Annotated in this window: 14 protein-coding genes; 8 read left to right on the top strand and 6 right to left on the bottom strand. The window is 71.7% G+C overall.

All coding sequences use genetic code 11. From position 1 onward, the window contains the following. Positions 1-243: 243 nt before the first annotated feature. From scy to ACIQM3_RS05515, 6 genes are all read left to right on the top strand, one after another. Positions 244-4,038, top strand: a complete 3,795-nt coding sequence (gene scy / locus ACIQM3_RS05540; protein ID WP_401619097.1) for a polarized growth protein Scy — start codon at positions 244-246, stop codon at positions 4,036-4,038. 175 nt (positions 4,039-4,213) lie between these two features. After that, positions 4,214-5,152, top strand: a complete 939-nt coding sequence (locus ACIQM3_RS05535) for a cellulose-binding protein (RefSeq protein WP_401619094.1) — start codon at positions 4,214-4,216, stop codon at positions 5,150-5,152. An 89-nt stretch (positions 5,153-5,241) separates the two neighbouring features. Further along, on the top strand, positions 5,242-6,249 hold the full coding sequence (locus ACIQM3_RS05530; RefSeq protein ID WP_401619091.1) for an ATP-binding cassette domain-containing protein: 1,008 nt from the start codon (positions 5,242-5,244) through the stop codon (positions 6,247-6,249). 5 nt (positions 6,250-6,254) lie between these two features. Next, positions 6,255-7,034: an ABC transporter permease subunit gene (locus ACIQM3_RS05525; protein ID WP_401619088.1), complete on the top strand. Its 780-nt coding sequence runs from the start codon at positions 6,255-6,257 to the stop codon at positions 7,032-7,034. Between the two features lie 123 nt (positions 7,035-7,157). Beyond that, positions 7,158-8,336, top strand: coding sequence for an ABC transporter ATP-binding protein (locus tag ACIQM3_RS05520; protein ID WP_401619085.1), 1,179 nt, complete (start codon positions 7,158-7,160; stop codon positions 8,334-8,336). Then, complete coding sequence (locus tag ACIQM3_RS05515) at positions 8,333-9,196, top strand: ABC transporter permease subunit (RefSeq protein ID WP_401619082.1); 864 nt, start codon at positions 8,333-8,335, stop codon at positions 9,194-9,196. Before ACIQM3_RS05520 ends, ACIQM3_RS05515 begins: the two co-directional genes overlap by 4 nt. A gap of 9 nt (positions 9,197-9,205) precedes the next feature. On the opposite strand, the gene ACIQM3_RS05510 is transcribed toward ACIQM3_RS05515, so the two are convergent. Next, positions 9,206-9,535, bottom strand: coding sequence for an ATP/GTP-binding protein (locus tag ACIQM3_RS05510; RefSeq protein ID WP_104789162.1), 330 nt, complete (start codon positions 9,533-9,535; stop codon positions 9,206-9,208). Between the two features lie 215 nt (positions 9,536-9,750). Between ACIQM3_RS05510 and ACIQM3_RS05505 the strand changes: the two genes are divergently transcribed. Beyond that, on the top strand, positions 9,751-10,782 hold the full coding sequence (locus tag ACIQM3_RS05505; protein WP_401619079.1) for an LLM class flavin-dependent oxidoreductase: 1,032 nt from the start codon (positions 9,751-9,753) through the stop codon (positions 10,780-10,782). Positions 10,783-10,879: 97 nt separating this feature from the next. On the opposite strand, the gene ACIQM3_RS05500 is transcribed toward ACIQM3_RS05505, so the two are convergent. Next, the gene (locus tag ACIQM3_RS05500; RefSeq protein WP_104789158.1) at positions 10,880-11,272 is read right to left on the bottom strand and encodes an SCO5389 family protein; all 393 of its coding nucleotides are present in this window, start codon (positions 11,270-11,272) and stop codon (positions 10,880-10,882) included. A 257-nt stretch (positions 11,273-11,529) separates the two neighbouring features. Between ACIQM3_RS05500 and nucS the strand changes: the two genes are divergently transcribed. Continuing rightward, positions 11,530-12,201: an endonuclease NucS gene (gene nucS, locus ACIQM3_RS05495; protein WP_356530893.1), complete on the top strand. Its 672-nt coding sequence runs from the start codon at positions 11,530-11,532 to the stop codon at positions 12,199-12,201. Between the two features lie 70 nt (positions 12,202-12,271). Here nucS and ACIQM3_RS05490 read toward each other — a convergent pair whose 3' ends face one another. From ACIQM3_RS05490 to ACIQM3_RS05475, 4 genes are all read right to left on the bottom strand, one after another. After that, positions 12,272-14,740 carry an ATP-binding protein gene (locus ACIQM3_RS05490; RefSeq protein ID WP_401619076.1) on the bottom strand — a complete coding sequence of 823 codons (2,469 nt, stop codon included), beginning with the start codon at positions 14,738-14,740 and terminating at the stop codon, positions 12,272-12,274. Positions 14,741-14,984: 244 nt separating this feature from the next. After that, positions 14,985-15,308: an STAS domain-containing protein gene (locus ACIQM3_RS05485; protein ID WP_014154038.1), complete on the bottom strand. Its 324-nt coding sequence runs from the start codon at positions 15,306-15,308 to the stop codon at positions 14,985-14,987. Between the two features lie 243 nt (positions 15,309-15,551). Continuing rightward, a complete protein-coding gene (locus ACIQM3_RS05480) occupies positions 15,552-16,400 on the bottom strand; it encodes a 3-hydroxyacyl-CoA dehydrogenase family protein (RefSeq protein ID WP_104791876.1) in 849 nt (282 codons plus the stop codon). Between the two features lie 127 nt (positions 16,401-16,527). Further along, positions 16,528-17,169 (bottom strand): TetR/AcrR family transcriptional regulator, encoded by a 642-nt coding sequence (locus ACIQM3_RS05475; RefSeq protein WP_401619072.1) that lies wholly within the window; start codon positions 17,167-17,169, stop codon positions 16,528-16,530. Positions 17,170-17,193 lie beyond the last annotated feature (24 nt).

Here is a 17,193-nt window from a genome sequence, read left to right as displayed (position 1 = left end):
CTGACCGATACCCGGCCCGGTAGAGTGGGCGGTTCCGGGCCGGGGCCGGGTCGGGGCCGCGCCGCGTCCTCGCCGTTGATCTGTCACCATTCCCCCGGGGGACCGCTCGCCCGCGAGCGGTACTCGTATGGAGAATTGCGACCAGGGTTGGGGTCTTCCCTGCTCAGTGGGGCATCCCCTGCTCGAACGAAGTTGAGAGCTTGGGGAAGTAATTGAGAGCTCGGGGAAGGATGGGACCGCGCAGTGCGGGGCTACGAAAGCCAGCAGAGCCACCGAGCTGACGACGACCATCTCTCGCGGTTCGAAGCCGAGATGGACCGGCTGAAGACCGACCGGGAGAAGGCCGTCCAGCACGCCGAGGACCTCGGTTACCAGGTCGAGGTCTTGCGCGCCAAGCTGCACGAGGCACGTCGCAATCTCGCGACCCGTCCCGCACACGACAGCGCGGACATCGGCTACCAGGCCGAGCAGATGCTGCGTAATGCCCAGATCCAGGCCGACCAGCTGCGGACCGACGCCGAGCGCGAGCTGCGCGAGGCCAGGGCGCAGACGCAGCGGATCCTGCAGGAGCACGCGGAGCACCAGGCCCGGCTGCAGGCCGAGTTGCACGCCGAGGCCGTGCAGCGGCGCCAGCGGCTCGACCAGGAGCTGGCGGAGCGCCGGCAGACCGTCGAGTCCCACGTCAACGAGAACGTCGCCTGGGCCGAGCAGTTGCGGGCCAGGACCGAGTCCCAGGCCCGCCGTCTCCTGGACGAGTCGCGCACGGAGGCCGAGCAGTCGCTGGCCGCTGCCCGCGCCGAGGCCGCCCGGCTCGCGGACGAGACCCGCCGGCGCGTCAACTCCGAGGCGGAGGCGGCCCGTGCCGATGCCGAGGCCACGCTGCTGCGGGCCCGCAGGGACGCCGAGCGACTGCTCGACGCCGCCTCCACGCAGGCCCAGGAGGCGACCAGTCACGCCGAGCAGCTGCGCTCGACGGCCACCTCCGAGACCGAGCAGACCCGGCAGCAGACCGCGGAGCTGAACCGCACCGCCGAGCAGCGCATGCAGGAGGCCGAGACCCGGCTGCGCGAGGCCCGGCTGGAGGCGGAGAAGGTCCTCGCCGAGGCGAAGGAGGCCGCGGTCAAGCGGCTGGCCGGCGCCGAGTCGCAGAACGAGCAGCGCACCCGTACGGCCAAGTCCGAGATCGCCCGCCTGGTCGGCGAGGCCACCAAGCAGGCCGAGACGCTCAAGGAAGAGGCCGAGCAGGCGCTCGTCGACGCCCGCGCGGAGGCCGAGCGGGTGGTCGCGGAGGCGGCCGAGAAGGCCCGCACCCTGGCCGCCGAGGACGCCGCGGCCCAGCTCGCGAAGGCCGCCCGGAGCGCCGAGGAGGTCCTGACCAAGGCGTCCGAGGACGCCAGGTCGACCACCAAGGCCGCCGGTGAGGAGGCCGACCGGATCCGCCGTGAGGCCGAGGCCGAGGCGGACCGGCTGCGCGGCGAGGCCGCCGAGCAGGCCGACCAGCTCAAGGGCGCGGCCAAGGACGACACCAAGGAGTACCGGGCCAAGACCGTCGAGCTGCAGGAGGAGGCCCGCCGTCTCCGCGGCGAGGCCGAGCAACTGCGCTCCGAGGCCGTCGCCGAGGGCGAGCGGATCCGTGGCGAGGCCCGCCGCGAGGCCGTACAGCAGCTCGAGGAGGGTGCCCGCACCGCCGAGGAGCTGCTCACCAAGGCCAAGGCCGACGCCGAGGAGCTGCGGACCTCCGCCGGCACCGAGAGCGAGCGCGTCAGGACCGAGGCGGCCGAGCGCGCCGCCACCCTGCGCAAGCAGGCCGAGGAAGCGCTGGAACGCAGCCGCGCCGAGGCGGAGAAGCTGCGCGCCGAGGCCGAGGAGCAGGCCACCGCCCTGACCACCACGGCGGAAGAGGCGGCCCAGGCGCTGCGCGAGGAGACCGAGCGCGGGGTCGAGGCACGCAGGACCGAGGCGGCCGAGGAGCTGACCCGGCTGCACGCCGAGGCCGAGTCCCGGGTCACCGCCGCGGAGGAGGCGCTCGGAGAGGCGCGTACGGAGGCGGAGCGGATCCGCCGCGAGACGAGCGAGGAGTCCGAGCGGCTGCGCGCCGAGGCCGCCGAGCGGATCCGTGCGCTCCAGGAGCAGGCCACGACGGAGGCCGAGAGCCTGCGTACCGAGGCCGCCGCCGACGCCGCGCAGTCCCGCGCCGAGGGCGAGTCCGTGGCCGTACGGCTGCGCAGCGAGGCCGCGGCCGAGGCGGAGCGGCTGAAGACCGAGGCTCAGGAGAGCGCCGACCGGATCCGTTCCGAGGCGGCGGCCGCCGCCGAGCGGGTCGGCGTGGAGGCGGCCGAGGCCCTGGCCGCCGCGCAGGAGGAGGCCAACCGCCGCCGCCGCGCCGCCGAGGAGGCACTCGATTCGGCGCGTGCCGAGGCGGAGCAGGAGCGCGAGCGCGCCCGCGAGCAGAGCGAGGAGCTCCTCGCCTCCGCCCGCAAGCGGGTCGAGGAGGCCCAGGCCGAGGCCCAGCGGCTGGTCGAGGAGGCGGAGAACCGGGCCTCCGAGCTGGTATCGGCCGCCGAGCAGACCGCCCAGCAGGTGCGGGACTCCGTCGCCGGGCTGCAGGAGCAGGCCGAGGAGGAGATCACCGGGCTGCGTTCCGCCGCGGAGCACTCGGCGGAGCGGACGAGGACCGAGGCGCAGGAGGAGGCGGACCGGCTCAGGACCGACGCCTACGCCGAGCGCGAGCGGGCCACCGAGGACGCCAACCGCGTCCGCCGGGTCGCGCACGAGGAGGCGGACGCCGCCAAGGCACTGGCCGAGCGGACCGTCTCGGAGGCCATCGCCGAGTCCGAGAAGCTGCGCTCGGACACCTCGGAGTACAGCCAGCGGATGCGTACGGAGGCGTCCGACGCTCTCGCGTCCGCGGAGCAGGACGCCTCGCGCGCCCGCGGCGAGGCCCGTGAGGACGCCAACCGGATCCGTTCCGAGGCGGCGGCACAGGCCGACCGGCTCATGGCCGAGGCGACGACCGAGAGCGAGCGGGTCCGCGCCGAGGCGACCGAGCAGTCGGAGCGTTTCGTCGGAGAGGCGACCGACGAGGCGGAGCGGCTGCGCGCGGAGGCGGCACAGACCGTCGGTTCGGCCCAGGAGCACGCGGCCCGCACCCGCGAGGAGTCGGAGCGGCTGCGTGCCGACGCCGAGTCCGCGGCGGAGCAGCTGCGCGCGGAGGCACGCCAGGAGGCGGACCGGCTGCTCGACGAGGCGCGCGAGGCCGCGGCGAAGCGCCGTGCCGACGCCGCCGAACAGGCCGACCAGCTCGTGGCGAAGGCCCAGGAGGAGGCGCTGCGCGCCGCCACCGAGGCCGAGCAGCAGGCCGACAGCATGGTCGGCGCCGCGCGCAACGAGGCGGTGCGGATCACGTCGGAGGCGACGGTGGAGGGCAACACCCTGGTGGAGAGGGCCCGCACGGACGCGGACGAGCTGCTCGTCGGCGCCCGCCGGGACGCCACCGCCACCCGGGAGCGGGCGGAGGAGCTCAGGACCCGGATCGAGAGCGAGATCGAGGAGCTGCACGAGCGCGCCAGGCGTGAGACCTCCGAGCAGATGAAGACCGCGGGGGAGCGCGTCGACAAGCTGATGAAGGCCGCGACGGACCAGCGCGCCGAGGCCGAGGCCCAGGCCAAGGAGCTTCTGGCGGACGCGAATTCGGAGGCGAGCAAGGTCCGTATCGCCGCCGTGAAGCGCGCCGAGTCGCTCCTCAAGGAGGCGGAGACGAAGAAGGCCGAGCTGACCCGGGTGGCCGAGAAACTGCGCGCCGACGCGGAGGCCGAGGCGGAGCAGATGGTTGACGAGGGCCGCCGGGAGCTGGACCTTCTGGTCCGCCGGCGCGAGGACATCAATACGGAGATCTCCCGTGTCCAGGACGTCCTCGAGGCGTTGGAGTCTTTCGAGGCTCCGGGCGGAACGGGTAAGGCATCGGGCGGCGGTGCCGGGGGCGTCAAGGCCGGTGCGGCGGCGGGCAACCGGCCGGGCGGCAAGGCGTCGGACGGGTAGCCGCACACGTACTTCGCCATGAACATTCAAACGTTCGGGTCGCAAGCCCTCCGGGGGTCAGCCACTCAAAAGGGGTGTCATTCTCCATACCAAAGCGGCATCTTCACGTTGACACGCCGTTCTGGCCCCTAGGATTCCCTCTAACACCTCACCGGTCTCATTCGACAGGAACCCCATGAGCGACCCTTCCTCCCCCTTCGGCTTCGAGCTCGTGCGACGTGGATACGACCGCGGTCAGGTGGACGACCGCATTACCAAAATCGTCGCCGACCGTGACAGCGCTCTCGCACGGATCACCTCTCTGGAAAAGCGCATCGAGGAGCTCCACCTCGAAACGCAGAACGCCCAGGCCCAGGTCAACGACGCCGAGCCGTCGTACGCCGGGCTCGGTGCCCGCGTCGAGAAGATCCTCCGTCTCGCCGAGGAGGAGGCGAAGGACCTGCGTGAGGAGGCCCGCCGCGCGGCCGAGCAGCACCGCGAGCTGGCCGAGTCGGCCGCCCAGCAGGTGCGCAACGACGCGGAGACGTTCTCCGCGGAGCGCAAGGCGAAGGCCGAGGACGAGGGCGTTCGTATCGTCGAGAAGGCCAAGGGCGAGGCGAGCACGCTCCGCACCGACGCCCAGAAGGACGCTCAGCAGAAGCGCGAGGAGGCGGACGCCCTCTTCGAGGAGACCCGCGCCAAGGCCGCCCAGGCCGCCGCGGACTTCGAGACGAACCTCGCCAAGCGCCGCGATCAGTCGGAGCGTGACCTCGCGTCCCGTCAGGCGAAGGCCGAGAAGCGGCTCGCCGAGATCGAGCACCGCGCGGAGCAGCTCCGCCTGGAGGCCGAGAAGCTCCGTACGGACGCCGAGCGCCGGGCCCGTCAGACGGTGGAGACGGCTCAGCGCCAGGCCGAGGACATCGTGGCCGACGCGAACGCCAAGGCCGACCGCATCCGCAGCGAGTCGGAGCGCGAGCTGGCGGCGCTCACCAACCGCCGCGACTCGATCAACGCGCAGCTGACCAACGTCCGCGAGATGCTGGCGACGCTGACGGGTGCCGCGGTCGCCGCCGCCGGCTCCCCGGCGGAGGACGAGTCCGCCACCCGTGGGGTCCCGGCCCAGCAGACCCGCTGACGTCCGGCACGTACATCAGCTGTACCCCTTGCGCGCCCGGTTCCGCCTTTGTGGTGGCGCCGGGCGCGCGGGCGTTCTAGCGTGAGCGCATGATCGAGCTCGACGGCCTCACCAAACGCTTCGGCAACAAGGTTGCCGTCGACCATCTGTCATGCCGGGTCAGACCCGGAATGGTGACGGGGTTCCTCGGCCCGAACGGGGCGGGCAAGTCCACGACCATGCGGATGATGCTCGACCTCGACAACCCGACCAGCGGCACGGTGCGGATCGACGGCCGTCACTACCGCGACCTCCAGGAGCCGCTCAAGCACATCGGGGCGCTGCTGGACGCCAAGTCGATGCACGGCGGGCGCAGCGCGTACAACAACCTCCTGTGTCTGGCCCAGAGCAACCGCATCCCGGCGAGCCGGGTCTCGCACGTGCTGGACACGGTCGGCCTGACCGCGGTGGCCAAGAGGAAGTCCAAGGGATTCTCCCTCGGCATGGGCCAGCGGCTGGGAATCGCGGCGGCGCTGCTCGGCGATCCCGAGATCCTGATGTTCGACGAACCCGTCAACGGTCTGGACCCGGAGGGAATTCACTGGATCAGGAATCTGATGAAGACCCTCGCCTCGGAAGGCCGGACGATCTTCGTCTCCTCGCACCTGATGAGTGAAATGGCACTGACGGCCGATCATCTGATCGTCATCGGGCAGGGGAAGCTGCTCGCGGACACCTCGATGGCGGACTTCATCCAGGAGAACTCCCGCAGTTTCGTGCGGATGCGCTCCCCGGAACAGGAGCGCCTTCGTGACCTGCTGCACGCGGAGGGCGTCGTCGCGGTCGAATCGGGCAACGGCACGCTGGAGATCGACGGCGAGGCCCCGGAGCGGCTCGGTGACCTCGCCGGCCGGCACGGGATCGTGCTGCACGAGCTCAGCGCCCAGCGGGCCTCCCTGGAGGAGGCCTTCATGCAGATGACGGCGGGCTCCGTGGAGTACCACGCCCACTCCGACCGCGACGGTGACCGGCCACCGCCGGTGGGGCCGCACTGGGGCGAACAGTGGAACCAGCAACAGGCCGGCGGCGTCGTCGGCGACGGCACGAAGGGGGTGTGACGGCGATGGCATCGGTACCCGCGGTCCTGAATTCCGAGTGGACCAAGATCCGTACGGTCTCCTCGACCACCTGGACGCTGATCTCCGCGTTCGTCGTCACGGTGGCCATGGGCGCGGCCCTGAGCGCCCTGCTGAACAGCCAGTTCGACGACCTCTCGGCCGCAGAGCAGGCCACCTTCGACCCGACCTTCGTGAGCTTCTCCGGTACGGTCCTGGGGCAGCTGGCGATGGTCGTCTTCGGTGTCCTGGTGGTGGGTACGGAGTACAGCTCAGGCATGATCCGCACCTCCCTCTCGGCCGTGCCGCAGCGCGGGTCGTTCCTCTTCTGCAAGATCGCGGTGGCGGGCGTCCTGGCACTGGTGGTCGGCCTCGCCACCAGCTTCGTGACGTTCTTCCTCAGCCAGGCCATGCTGGGTGACCGCGGCACCGACATCGGCGCGGAGAACGTGCTGCGCGCGGTCTTCGGCGGCGGCGTCTACATGGGCCTGATCGCGATCTTCTCGATGGGCGTGGCCACGATGCTGCGCAGCTCCATGCTGTCGCTCGGCATCCTGATGCCGTTCTTCTTCCTCGTCTCGCAGATCCTCTCGGCGGTCCCCGGCGCCAAGAGCGTGGCCCGGTACTTCCCCGACCAGGCCGGCTCCAAGATCATGCAGGTGGTCCCGGACGCCATGAACAGCGACCCGGCGCCGTACGGGCCGTGGGCCGGGCTGGGGATCATGGCGCTGTGGGTGGTGGCCGCGCTGGTCGGCGGCTACCTGGTACTGAAGAAGCGCGACGCGTAGCGGCCGTCGCTCCTTGTACGGCTTGGCCGGAACCGCCCGCGGCTGGTTATCCTCCTAACTCTTACGGGGGCGTGCGGCCGCGGGCCTGGGCCCCGACGACAGATAAGTCGATGGGGCTGGAGAATGATCGAGGCAGTCGGCCTGACGAAGCGCTACGGCGCGAAGACGGCCGTGCACAACCTTTCCTTCCAGGTGCGGCCAGGAGCCGTCACGGGGTTCCTCGGTCCCAACGGGTCGGGCAAGTCCACCACCATGCGCATGATGCTCGGCCTGGACCGGCCGACGTCCGGGCATGTGACGATCGGCGGCCACGCCTTCCGCAGCCTTCCCAACGCCCCGCGCCAGGTCGGGGCGCTGCTCGACGCCAAGGCCGTGCACGGCGGGCGCAGCGCCCGTAACCACTTGCTGTGCCTGGCCCAGCTCGCCGGCATCCCGGCGGCCCGGGTGGACGAGGTCCTCGGCGTCGTCGGGCTCCAGGACGTCGCGAAGAAGCGGTCAAAGGGCTACTCCCTGGGAATGGGCCAGCGGCTCGGTATCGCGGCGGCGCTGCTCGGCGACCCGCAGGTGCTGCTCTTCGACGAGCCGGTCAACGGCCTCGACCCCGAGGGCATCCTCTGGGTCCGCAACCTGATGAAGCAGCTGGCCTCCGAGGGTCGCACGGTCTTCGTCTCCAGCCACCTGATGAGCGAGATGGCGCTCACCGCCGACCACTTGATCGTGATCGGGCGCGGGCAGCTGCTCTCCGACATGAGCATCAAGGAGTTCATCTCGGCCAACTCGGCGGACTTCGCGCGGGTGCGGGTCCCGGCCGACCGGCCGGAGGAGCGGGAGAAGCTGACGGCCTCGCTGACGGAGGCGGGCGCCGGGGTCATGCACGAGCCGGACGGCGCCCTGCGCGTCACCGGGCTGCCGCTCCCCCGGATCAGCGATCTGGCCCACGCGTCGGACGTCCGGCTGTGGGAGCTCTCGCCGCACCAGGCGTCGCTGGAGGAGGCGTACATGCGGATGACGCAGGGCGCCGTGGACTACCGCTCGACGGCGGATGCCAAGGAAGGGCTCCAGCTGCCGCCGCCCGGCTACGGACAGCCCGGCCACCAGGGCCCCGGGCAGGCCGGTCACGGGCTCCAGGGCCACGGCCAGCCCGGTCACGCGCCCGCGCCCCCGCCGGAGGTCCCGCAGCAGGGCTGGTACGCCCCGCCGCCCCCGGGACAGAACCCGTACGCCGCCGCACCGCCGGCCGGACCCGCGACCGCGCAGACCGCGGACCGGCCCGAGCGCAAGACCAGCGAGGACTCCCGATGACGATGCCGCCGCAGGCGCACCAGGCTCCCCCGCAGCCGCAGCCCCAGCCGGGTCAGGGCGGCCTGCCCGGCCTGTACGCCTCACCGATCCCCGTGCGCACCCCCGGCCTCGGTGACGCGATCGCCTCCGAGTGGACGAAGATCCGCTCCGTGCGCTCCACGGTGTGGACGCTCGGCGTGATGATCGTGCTCCTGGTCGGCATCGGGCTGCTCACCGCGTTCACCGTGAGCATCTCGGACGCGCCTCTGGACGACACCCCGGTGCTGAGCCTCGGTTTCTTCGGCGTGCTGCTCGGGTCGATCTGCGTGATCACTCTCGGCGTGCTCACCATCGCGTCCGAGTACGGCACCGGAATGATCCGTACGACGCTGACCGCGTGCCCGAGCCGGGCGCGGATGCTGATCGCGAAGTCGATCGTCTTCTTCCTGCTCGCCTTCACGATCACCACGGTCACCACGGGGGTCGTCGGCGTCCTGCAGACGGCCATGCTGGACGGAGCCACACCCGACGCCGGCTACTGGGTGCGTTCCACGGCGGGGGTCGGTCTCTACGTCGCGACGCTCGGACTGCTCTCGCTCGCGCTCGGCGCGCTCATCCGGCACTCGGCGGGCGCCATCACGATCATGATCGGGGTGGTGCTGCTCCCACTCGTGCTGGCGATCTTCATGTTCTCGCCGACGCTGGCCTCCGTGCAGCAGGCGCTCTTCGAGTACTCGATCCCCAACCAGCTGGGCGCGATGTACGACGTGTCGGTGACCGCGTCGGGCCCGACCGGCTGGGAGCCGCTGTGGATCATTCTCGGCGTCACCGCGGTCGCCATGGCCGGCGCCCTCTTCTCGCTCGACCGGCGGGACGTCTGAGGCCGTCGCTCAGTAGCGCGGAGCGTTCCTGGACCGCTGCACCCGTGTGGTGCGGCGGTCCTTCGCGTTCCAACAGGCCTTGTGCCAGTGCCTGCGGTCGTCGATCCCGCCGAACTCGGGCCAGGCGACGAGGTGCGGCACCCCCGACGGGATCTCCTGGTCGCAGCCGGGGCAGCGGTAGCGCTTGCCCGCCGCGCTCGCGCCGCTCACCGGGCGCACCGACCACTCCTCGCCCTGCCAGCTCTCCGTGGCGCCGCCCCCTCCGTACCGCTCCCCCGCCTCTCGTGGGCTGCCGGTAGGACTCTCGCCGCCTCGGGGGCGGTTGCGGCGCGGGGACACGGGACACCTCACGGGGCGGGCACGGGCGGATTTGTTCCGTCCAGCCTAGAGCCACCGGCGGCTGACCGGTGTCGGGAGTGGCGGATGGCTACCCGAGGGGCGGGTGGGTTACCGGAAAATCGCAACAACTTCGCCGTGGACCGTGCCTTTGGCACGTGTCAGACGTTGTTGCCCGTAGAGGGACAGCCGCGTCGGCCGTAAGGAGGCAACAGGCGATGCGCGTAGGAACGTTCGTACTGGCAGCTCAGTTTCCGGGCCAGGGGCAGGGTGAGGCCCTGCACCGGGCAGTCCGCTCCGCGGAGGTCGCGGAGGAGTCCGGGCTCGATTCCGTCTGGCTCGCAGAGCACCATTTCGTGCCGTACGGGGTGTGCCCGTCCGCCACGACACTGGCCGCCCTGCTGCTCGGCCGCACCCGCAGGATCCGCGTGGGCACGGCGGTGAGCGTGCTTCCGAACCATCACCCCGTCGCGCTCGGTGAGCAGGCCGCGCTGCTGCATCTGACCAGCGGCGGGCGCTTCTCCCTCGGGGTGGGGCGGGGCGGGCCGTGGGTCGACCTGGAGGTGTTCGGCGGCGGACTCGAGGCGTACGAGAAGGGCTTCCCCGAGGCGCTGGAGCTGCTGCTCGACTGGCTGGACAAGCCCCGGGTGGCGGGGGGCGGGGAGCGTTACGGCTTCCGCGAGGTGGCCGTGGTGCCCCGCGCCGACGAGCTCCTCGGGGACGGTCCGCCGGGCCCCGAGGTGATCGTGGCGTGCACGTCGCCGAAAAGCGTGAAACTCGCCGCTGAAAAGGGTTTGCCGATGCTCCTCGGGATGCACTGCGGCGACGAGGAGAAGGCCGACATGGTCGCTCTCTGGCGTTCGGCTGCCCGGGAGGCCGGTCAGCCGGCGGAGGTAGCGGAGCGGGTAGCACATGTGTCCGCAGGGGTGGCCCAGATCTCCGACCGCCCGGCGGACGCCGTGGAGACGCTCGTGAAGGCGATGCCGGGCTGGCTGCGCCAGGGGCTCGACGCCCATGTGACGGTCGACGGCCGGCACCGGGTGATGCGCGACCCCGTGGCCTACACCGAGTTCCTCTGCGGCCTGCATCCGGTGGGCCCGCCCCGTTTCGCCGCCGACCGGCTCGCGGCCACGGCGGAGCGCACGGGCATCACCCGCTTCGCCCTCATGGTCGAGGGGTCGGGCGATCTCGCGGCGACGGAGACCAATGTGGAGCGGCTGGGCACGGAAGTGCTGCCGTTGCTGGAGTGAGCTGTTCACGCTGGTAGTCCTGGTGGTGCGGTGGTACGGGAGCTGCCGCCCCGGAGCCAGTTGCACCTCCCGCGGCCCGAAGCGGCAGCAGAAGCGCTCAGCAGTCCCGTAGTTCGGGCGACTGGTTGAGCAACTGGCCCCTCACCGAGGTGAATCGGGCCAGCCGCTCGTCGACCGAGTCGTCCAGCGGGAACACCGCGACGCGGTGGCAGTTCTGGAATGCCAGGCGCACTCCGAAATGCCGCTGCAGCGCGCCGCGTATCGCATCACTCGCGAGCGCACGCAGCAGCTGACCACGTGCCTGCTCGTCCGGCGGGGGCGTCTGGTTGTCGGCGAATTCTCCGCCGTCGACCTTCAGCTGGGCCACCAGGGAGCTGATCATCTCCCATGCGTAGGGCAGGGAGGTCCGGACGCAGTCGACGAAGTCGGCTTCGTCGACCTCGCCTCGCTCGGCCTGTTCCAACAGCGCCGGTGAGACGTCGAGCGACATGGGTTCTCCTCTCGCGACCCCGGCGGAGCGCCGGGGCCTTACGGGCAAGGCAGGACGGCGACGCTGCGTACACAGACGGCGACCTCCTGCTTCCACGTTAAGGGCGCAGTCCGGGCCGCACCAGGAGATTGGGAACACAACCGGCCAATAACGAACGGTCGCAAAGAGGGGCAAGCCCGATCGGCCTCTGTCGGGAGGTGCACCTGAGGAGGACGGGAATCGCGTGGACCGTGGGTCGTCGAGTAGCGTTGCCGACCATGCGTCTCGTCATCGCCCGTTGCTCCGTCGACTACGCGGGCCGGCTCACCGCCCACCTGCCCTCCGCCCCCCGTCTGATCCTGGTGAAGGCGGACGGCAGTGTGTCGATCCACGCCGACGACCGGGCGTACAAACCTCTCAACTGGATGTCCCCGCCGTGCACCCTGAAGGAGGGCGCCGACGACAGCGAGGGCGTCTGGACCGTGGTGAACAAAGCGGGCGAGAAACTGATCATCACGATGGAGGAGATCCTCCACGACTCGTCCCATGAGCTGGGTGTCGACCCGGGGCTCATCAAGGACGGCGTGGAGGCGCACCTCCAGGAGCTGCTCGCCGACCGCATCGAGACGATCGGCGAGGGCTACACCCTGATCCGCCGTGAGTACCCGACCGCGATCGGCCCGGTCGACATCCTGTGCCGGGACGCGGACGGTGCGACGGTGGCCGTGGAGCTGAAGCGGCGGGGCGACATCGACGGTGTGGAGCAGCTGACCCGCTATCTGGAGCTGCTCAACCGTGATCCGCATCTGGCGCCGGTGCGGGGCGTGTTCGCGGCGCAGGAGATCAAGCCTCAGGCCCGGGTGCTGGCGACGGACCGTGGGATCGGGTGCCTGGTCCTCGACTACAACGCGATGCGGGGCATCGAGGACGACAAGCTCCGGCTGTTCTGACCTGGGGCCGTTGCCCGCTACCTGATCGCCGTACGGCCCCGGTCTCCGGAGCCGTACGGCGTTTTCGCGCTCAGGCCACCGTCGGGGAGGCCGGACCGCTCTCCGTCGCCGAGGCCGTGACGGACTCCGCCGGGCCGCTCGCCGAGGTGGAGTTCTCCGGCTCCGTCGGGGTGTCCGTCGGGGTCGGCTCCTCGGTCGGGGTCTCGGTGGGGGTCCCGGTCGGGGTCTCGGACTCGTCGGGCGGCGTGGTCGGCGGCTTCGTCGGCTTGTCCGTCGGCTTCTTCGTCGGCGTGGGGCTGCCCTGTGTCGGCGAGTCGCTGGGGCCCTCGCTGGACGAGGTGCTCGATCCCGGGCTCGAGGTGCCCGGGGACGGGCTGCCGCTCCCGGACGGGGTGGCGGTGCCTGACGGGCTGGGGGACCCGGAGCCGGTGGCCGTGCCCTCTTCGGTGGCAGGGTCGTCGGTCGGCTCGTCGGCGGGGAGGCCGTTCTCGCTGTCGTCCTCGTTCGCCGACTGTTCGGTCGTGACGTTCTGACCGTCCGGCTCCTCGCTTCCCGAGGTGGCTCCCAGGGTCACCACGGTGCCGAGCACGGCCGCCAGCAGCGCGCCCGCGCCCACCGCGACGATATTGCGCCTGGCGCCCTGGAGCACCGCTCCCGCACGCCTGCCTCCGCGCGGACCCGCGGCCGGCGGGGGCTGCCGGGTGACGAGGGTCGCGGACGTCTCGGTCAGCCGGGGGAAGAGGGGCTTGGCCGCCGGGATGCCGCCGGGGGGTGAGGCCGACTCGTCGTGACGCGGGGCCGGTACCTCCTCGCCCGCCGGGGTGCTGGGGATCGGTTCGCCCGAGCGGTCGCCCACGAGGGCGAGCGCCCGGCGTCCGGCCACCGCGCCGGGCTTGTCGGCGAGCGCCCCGCGCATGCCGATGGAGGCCTCCAGTTCGGCCCTGGCGCGGTCCAGATTCCCGGTGCAGAGCGCGAGGACGCCCAACTCATGGTGGAAGTAAGCCTCTTCCGCCACCTCACCGGCGATCCTGGCGGCCTCCTGGCCGGCCCTGAGGGCCTTCTCCCAGGCGCCCCACTGCATCCCCGCCGCGAAGGCGGGAGCGGCGCTGCGGGCCAGCAGGACGGCCACGCTGGCCTGACCCGGCACCTCGCCGGGGACGAGGCGGGTCATCGAGGCAAGGATGGCGTCCGCCTCGGCGACCGCGCGCTCCGGGGAGACGGACGGGTGCCCCGCCCACCAGGCGTAGTGCTGGGCGGCGCTGCGGGCGTGGGCGTCCGCGCTCTCGTCGTATCCGCTCGCCTCCAGCTGGGCCAGGACCCCGGCCGCCAGCCGGTAGCGGGGGCCGGCCGGGGAGAGCAGGCCGCTGAGGGCGAGCTCCCCCAGGGCGGCGTCGGCGTGGGTGTCCCCCACAAGGGCCGGCAGGTGCGCCTGGTGCGGCACCTCACCGCCGAGCGCGACGGCGAAGCGCAGGGTCTCGCGGGCGGCCTCGCTCAGCCGGGAGGCGAGCAGGGCTGCGGGCGCCGCTCCCTCGCCGAGGCTGGGCAGCGGGAGTCCGGCGGGCTCGGCCCGGCCGAAGGGGGCGTCGGCCGGATCGTCGTCGTAGCCGTCGAACACGTCCTGGCCGGGGCGCAGATCGTCGCGCCGGCGCAGCAGGGCGCCCGCCTGGACGAAGCGCAGCGGCAGCCCCTCGGACTCGAACCAGAGGTCTCCCGCCCAGTTCGCCTCGTCGTCGGTGAGCGCGCGCTCCACCACGTGTTCCATCAGCTCGATCGAGGCGCTGCGGCCGAGACCGGTGAGGAAGACCTCTTCGAGGTTCGCGTCGGGACCCGGCGCGGGCACATCGGGGGTCGCGGCGAAGAGGAACGCGCACTCCGGGGTGGCGTCGAGCAGCTCCTGGAGCGCGGCGCCGCCGAGCTCCAGGTCGTCGACGACCACGACGGCGCCGATGCCGTGGACGAGCCCGAGAAGTCCTTCGCGGTCGGGCCGGTGCAGCGGGGCGCGGTAGACGGCCTCGAAGAGCCCGTGCAGCAGCTCGGTGGCGGTCCGCTTGTATCCGGAGAGCCGTACGACGCCGTCCGGCGCCAGGTCCGCGCAGTCGGCGGCGACCGCGTCCAGGAGGGCTGTGCGCCCGGACCCGGCCGGCCCGGTGAGGCAGACCGAGCGCCCCCGGGCGAGCAGCCGGACCAGTCGCTCGCGCTCCTCCTGGCGTTCCAGGAGGGGCGTCTGCGGCGCGGGCGGCCCCGGGGGGACAGGCGGCGCGGCGGCGCGTTCCCGCTCCACACGCCGGTCGGTGGTGTGCCGTACGGGCGGGTCGGGCCGCTCCCCCGGCCGGCAGGGCTCGATCTCGCTGCCGTCGACCGGATTGACGGTGAGGAGGAAGTCGCCCGATATCAGCTGCACCGTGCGTGACTGCTGAGGTGTCTGGTGCCCGAGGTCGGGCGTCAACGGGTCGCGGGACTGCCGCCGCCGTCCGGCGTCGTCGCCGGAACGGTCGGCGCCGTGGTCGTACTCTTCCGGTCCCCGGTTGGTCGGGTCCATCGTCAAAGTCCCCCAGACGCGCAGCGCGCGGTTGCCCCCTCCGGCCTCGCGCGCCCCGCTGTCGCTCCCGGTCCGGTGTCCACCAGTGGGTCCTCGTCGATCGGCAGACGGCCGAACCCTAAACCTTCGCACAGTATCTACGATTCAGTGGGGGGCCGCGCGGCTCCCCACATCACATTCTCGTGAGGATCGTGCGCGTATCGCCGCTCCCGGGCGGCGCGGCCGGCGGGGCCCCGCGGATCCCTCAGACGCGTGGCAGGGAGTCCGCGGCGAGCCCGCCCTCGATGGCCAGGATCCTGTGCAGCCTCGTCGCCACCAGCAGACGCTGCATCTGCGGCGGCACACCGCGCAGTACGAGTCGCCGGCCGGCCCGGCCGGCTCTGCGGTGCGCGCCCATGATGACGCCGAGTCCGGTGGCGTCCCACGAGTCCAGCTCGGTCAGGTTCAGCACGAGGTCGCCGGCTCCGTCGTCGACGGCCGAGTGCAGAACCGTACGGGCGTCCGCCGCGCTTCGGACGTCGAGGCGGCCCCCGACGACCAGCTCGGCGTGGTCGCCCCTGATGTGCATATGCGCTCCCCGGAACTCTCCGCAGCATGGTCGGTCTGTCTGGTTTTCTCTTTCTGCCTCTGCCACAACTGACTGCCGCAGCGACAGGGAAGTTGCCGTCTGTAAGCGAACCGATACCGAATTCACCCCGAGGGGTGAAGCAGGTCCGGCGGTACCCGCTGGATCCGCGCGCCGGACGGCGCCGGATCCCGGATCCCCGGCTCTGACTGACGGCGCATCAGGCAGCCGGGGACCCGGTCGTGATCAGTAGGTGTAGAAGCCTTGCCCGCTCTTGCGCCCGATGTCACCTGCGTCGACCATCCGGCGCATCAGTTCCGGAGCGGCGAACTTCTCGTCCTGGGACTCGGTGTAGATGTTGCCGGTCGCGTGCAGGAGGATGTCCACTCCGGTCATGTCGGCCGTGGCGAGCGGGCCCATGGCGTGGCCGAAGCCCAGCTTGCACGCGGTGTCGATGTCCTCGGCCGAGGCCACGCCCGACTCGTAGAGCTTGGCCGCCTCGACGACCAGCGCCGAGATCAGCCGGGTGGTGACGAAGCCCGCGACGTCGCGGTTGACGACGATGCAGGTCTTGCCCACGGACTCGGCGAACTCCCGCGCGGTGGCCAGCGTTTCGTCGCTGGTCTTGTAGCCGCGCACCAGCTCGCAGAGCTGCATCATCGGGACCGGCGAGAAGAAGTGCACACCGACGACCCGCTCCGGGCGCTCCGTCACGGCCGCGATCTTGGTGATCGGGATGGCGGAGGTGTTGGAGGCGAGGACGGCGTCCTCCCGTACGACCTTGTCGAGCGTACGGAAGATCTCGTGCTTGACCTCGAGCTTCTCGAAGACGGCCTCGACGACGACGTCGGCGTCCGCCACGGCGTCGAGGTCGGTGGTCGTCGTGATCCGGGCGAGCGCGGCCTCGGCGTCGGCCGCGTCCAGCTTGCCCTTGGCGACGAACTTGCCGTAACTGGCCTCGATGCCGCCGCGCCCGCGCGCCAGGGCCTCGTCCGTGACATCCCGCAGCACGACGTCCCAGCCCGCCTGGGCGGAGACCTGCGCGATACCGGACCCCATGAGTCCGGCGCCGATGACGGCGAGCTTCCTGGCCACGTTTCGCACCCCAATGCTTCTCAGTTGTTCGCATGCTCTCCGGCGGAGATTAGTACCCGTGAGGGGCCGTGAGGCCCCGAAGAGATGCGCGTCACGTCTCACATGACGGACATCACACCGGCCGGTGTCACGCGGCGGCGCGCCGCGCGTAGTTGAGCACCTTGTCGCCGAGGAGCTCCTCCATGTCGTCGAGCAGGCCGAGGGCGTCGCGCGAGACCTCCTCCGGCTTGCGGCCCGCGACCATCTCGCGGCCGATGTACGCCATGAGCGTGCTGTGCACCCAGGAGAGCTGACCGGCCACCAGATCCGGGACCGGGTCGTCGGCATCCACCCCGGACTCCTCCCGCATGGTCCCCTCCAGGCGGAGCTGGGCCTCCTGACCGATGTGCCAGAGCCGGGCCTTGAGGGTGTCGGCGCCCTCGATGACCCGCATGAAGCGCGCGTAGCCGTCCATGAGGCCGACCGTCGGCGAGACGCCCTCCACCAGGATCCGCAGTTCGCGCAGGACGGCCTCGGCTGCCGATTCCCCCTGGTCGCGGCCCCTGACGAAGCGCGGGAGCCGGTCGACCATGCCGCTGCCGCGGTCCAGGAAGAGGTCCTCCTTGGCAGGGAAGTAGTTGTAGACCGTGTTCACCGAGACGTCGGCGGCCTGGGCGATCTCGGCGATCGTGACCGCGTCGAAGCCCCGCTCCACGAAGAGCCAGGTGGCCACGTCCGAGAGGTGCTGCCTCGTCCGGCGCTTCTTCCGCTCCCTCAGTCCCTCAGCCATGGATCCATTCTACGGAGCACATGG

The organism is Streptomyces sp. NPDC091271, assembly GCF_044757505.1.
Classification (GTDB): domain Bacteria; phylum Actinomycetota; class Actinomycetes; order Streptomycetales; family Streptomycetaceae; genus Streptomyces.
Note: the sequence above shows the minus strand (reverse complement) of the source record. Positions and strands in the feature narration are given on the sequence as shown.

Bases quoted from the DNA above. Each gene is read 5' to 3' on its own strand.
- ACIQM3_RS05490 (WP_401619076.1), bottom strand. From the start codon at position 14,740: ATGGACCCGACCAACCGGGGACCGGAAGAGTACGACCACGGCGCCGAC.
- ACIQM3_RS05475 (WP_401619072.1), bottom strand. From the start codon at position 17,169: ATGGCTGAGGGACTGAGGGAGCGGAAGAAGCGCCGGACGAGGCAGCAC.
- ACIQM3_RS05535 (WP_401619094.1), top strand. From the start codon at position 4,214: ATGAGCGACCCTTCCTCCCCCTTCGGCTTCGAGCTCGTGCGACGTGGA.
- ACIQM3_RS05525 (WP_401619088.1), top strand. From the start codon at position 6,255: ATGGCATCGGTACCCGCGGTCCTGAATTCCGAGTGGACCAAGATCCGT.
- nucS (WP_356530893.1), top strand. From the start codon at position 11,530: ATGCGTCTCGTCATCGCCCGTTGCTCCGTCGACTACGCGGGCCGGCTC.
- ACIQM3_RS05515 (WP_401619082.1), top strand. From the start codon at position 8,333: ATGACGATGCCGCCGCAGGCGCACCAGGCTCCCCCGCAGCCGCAGCCC.
- ACIQM3_RS05500 (WP_104789158.1), bottom strand. From the start codon at position 11,272: ATGTCGCTCGACGTCTCACCGGCGCTGTTGGAACAGGCCGAGCGAGGC.
- ACIQM3_RS05520 (WP_401619085.1), top strand. From the start codon at position 7,158: ATGATCGAGGCAGTCGGCCTGACGAAGCGCTACGGCGCGAAGACGGCC.
- ACIQM3_RS05530 (WP_401619091.1), top strand. From the start codon at position 5,242: ATGATCGAGCTCGACGGCCTCACCAAACGCTTCGGCAACAAGGTTGCC.
- ACIQM3_RS05505 (WP_401619079.1), top strand. From the start codon at position 9,751: ATGCGCGTAGGAACGTTCGTACTGGCAGCTCAGTTTCCGGGCCAGGGG.
- ACIQM3_RS05485 (WP_014154038.1), bottom strand. From the start codon at position 15,308: ATGCACATCAGGGGCGACCACGCCGAGCTGGTCGTCGGGGGCCGCCTC.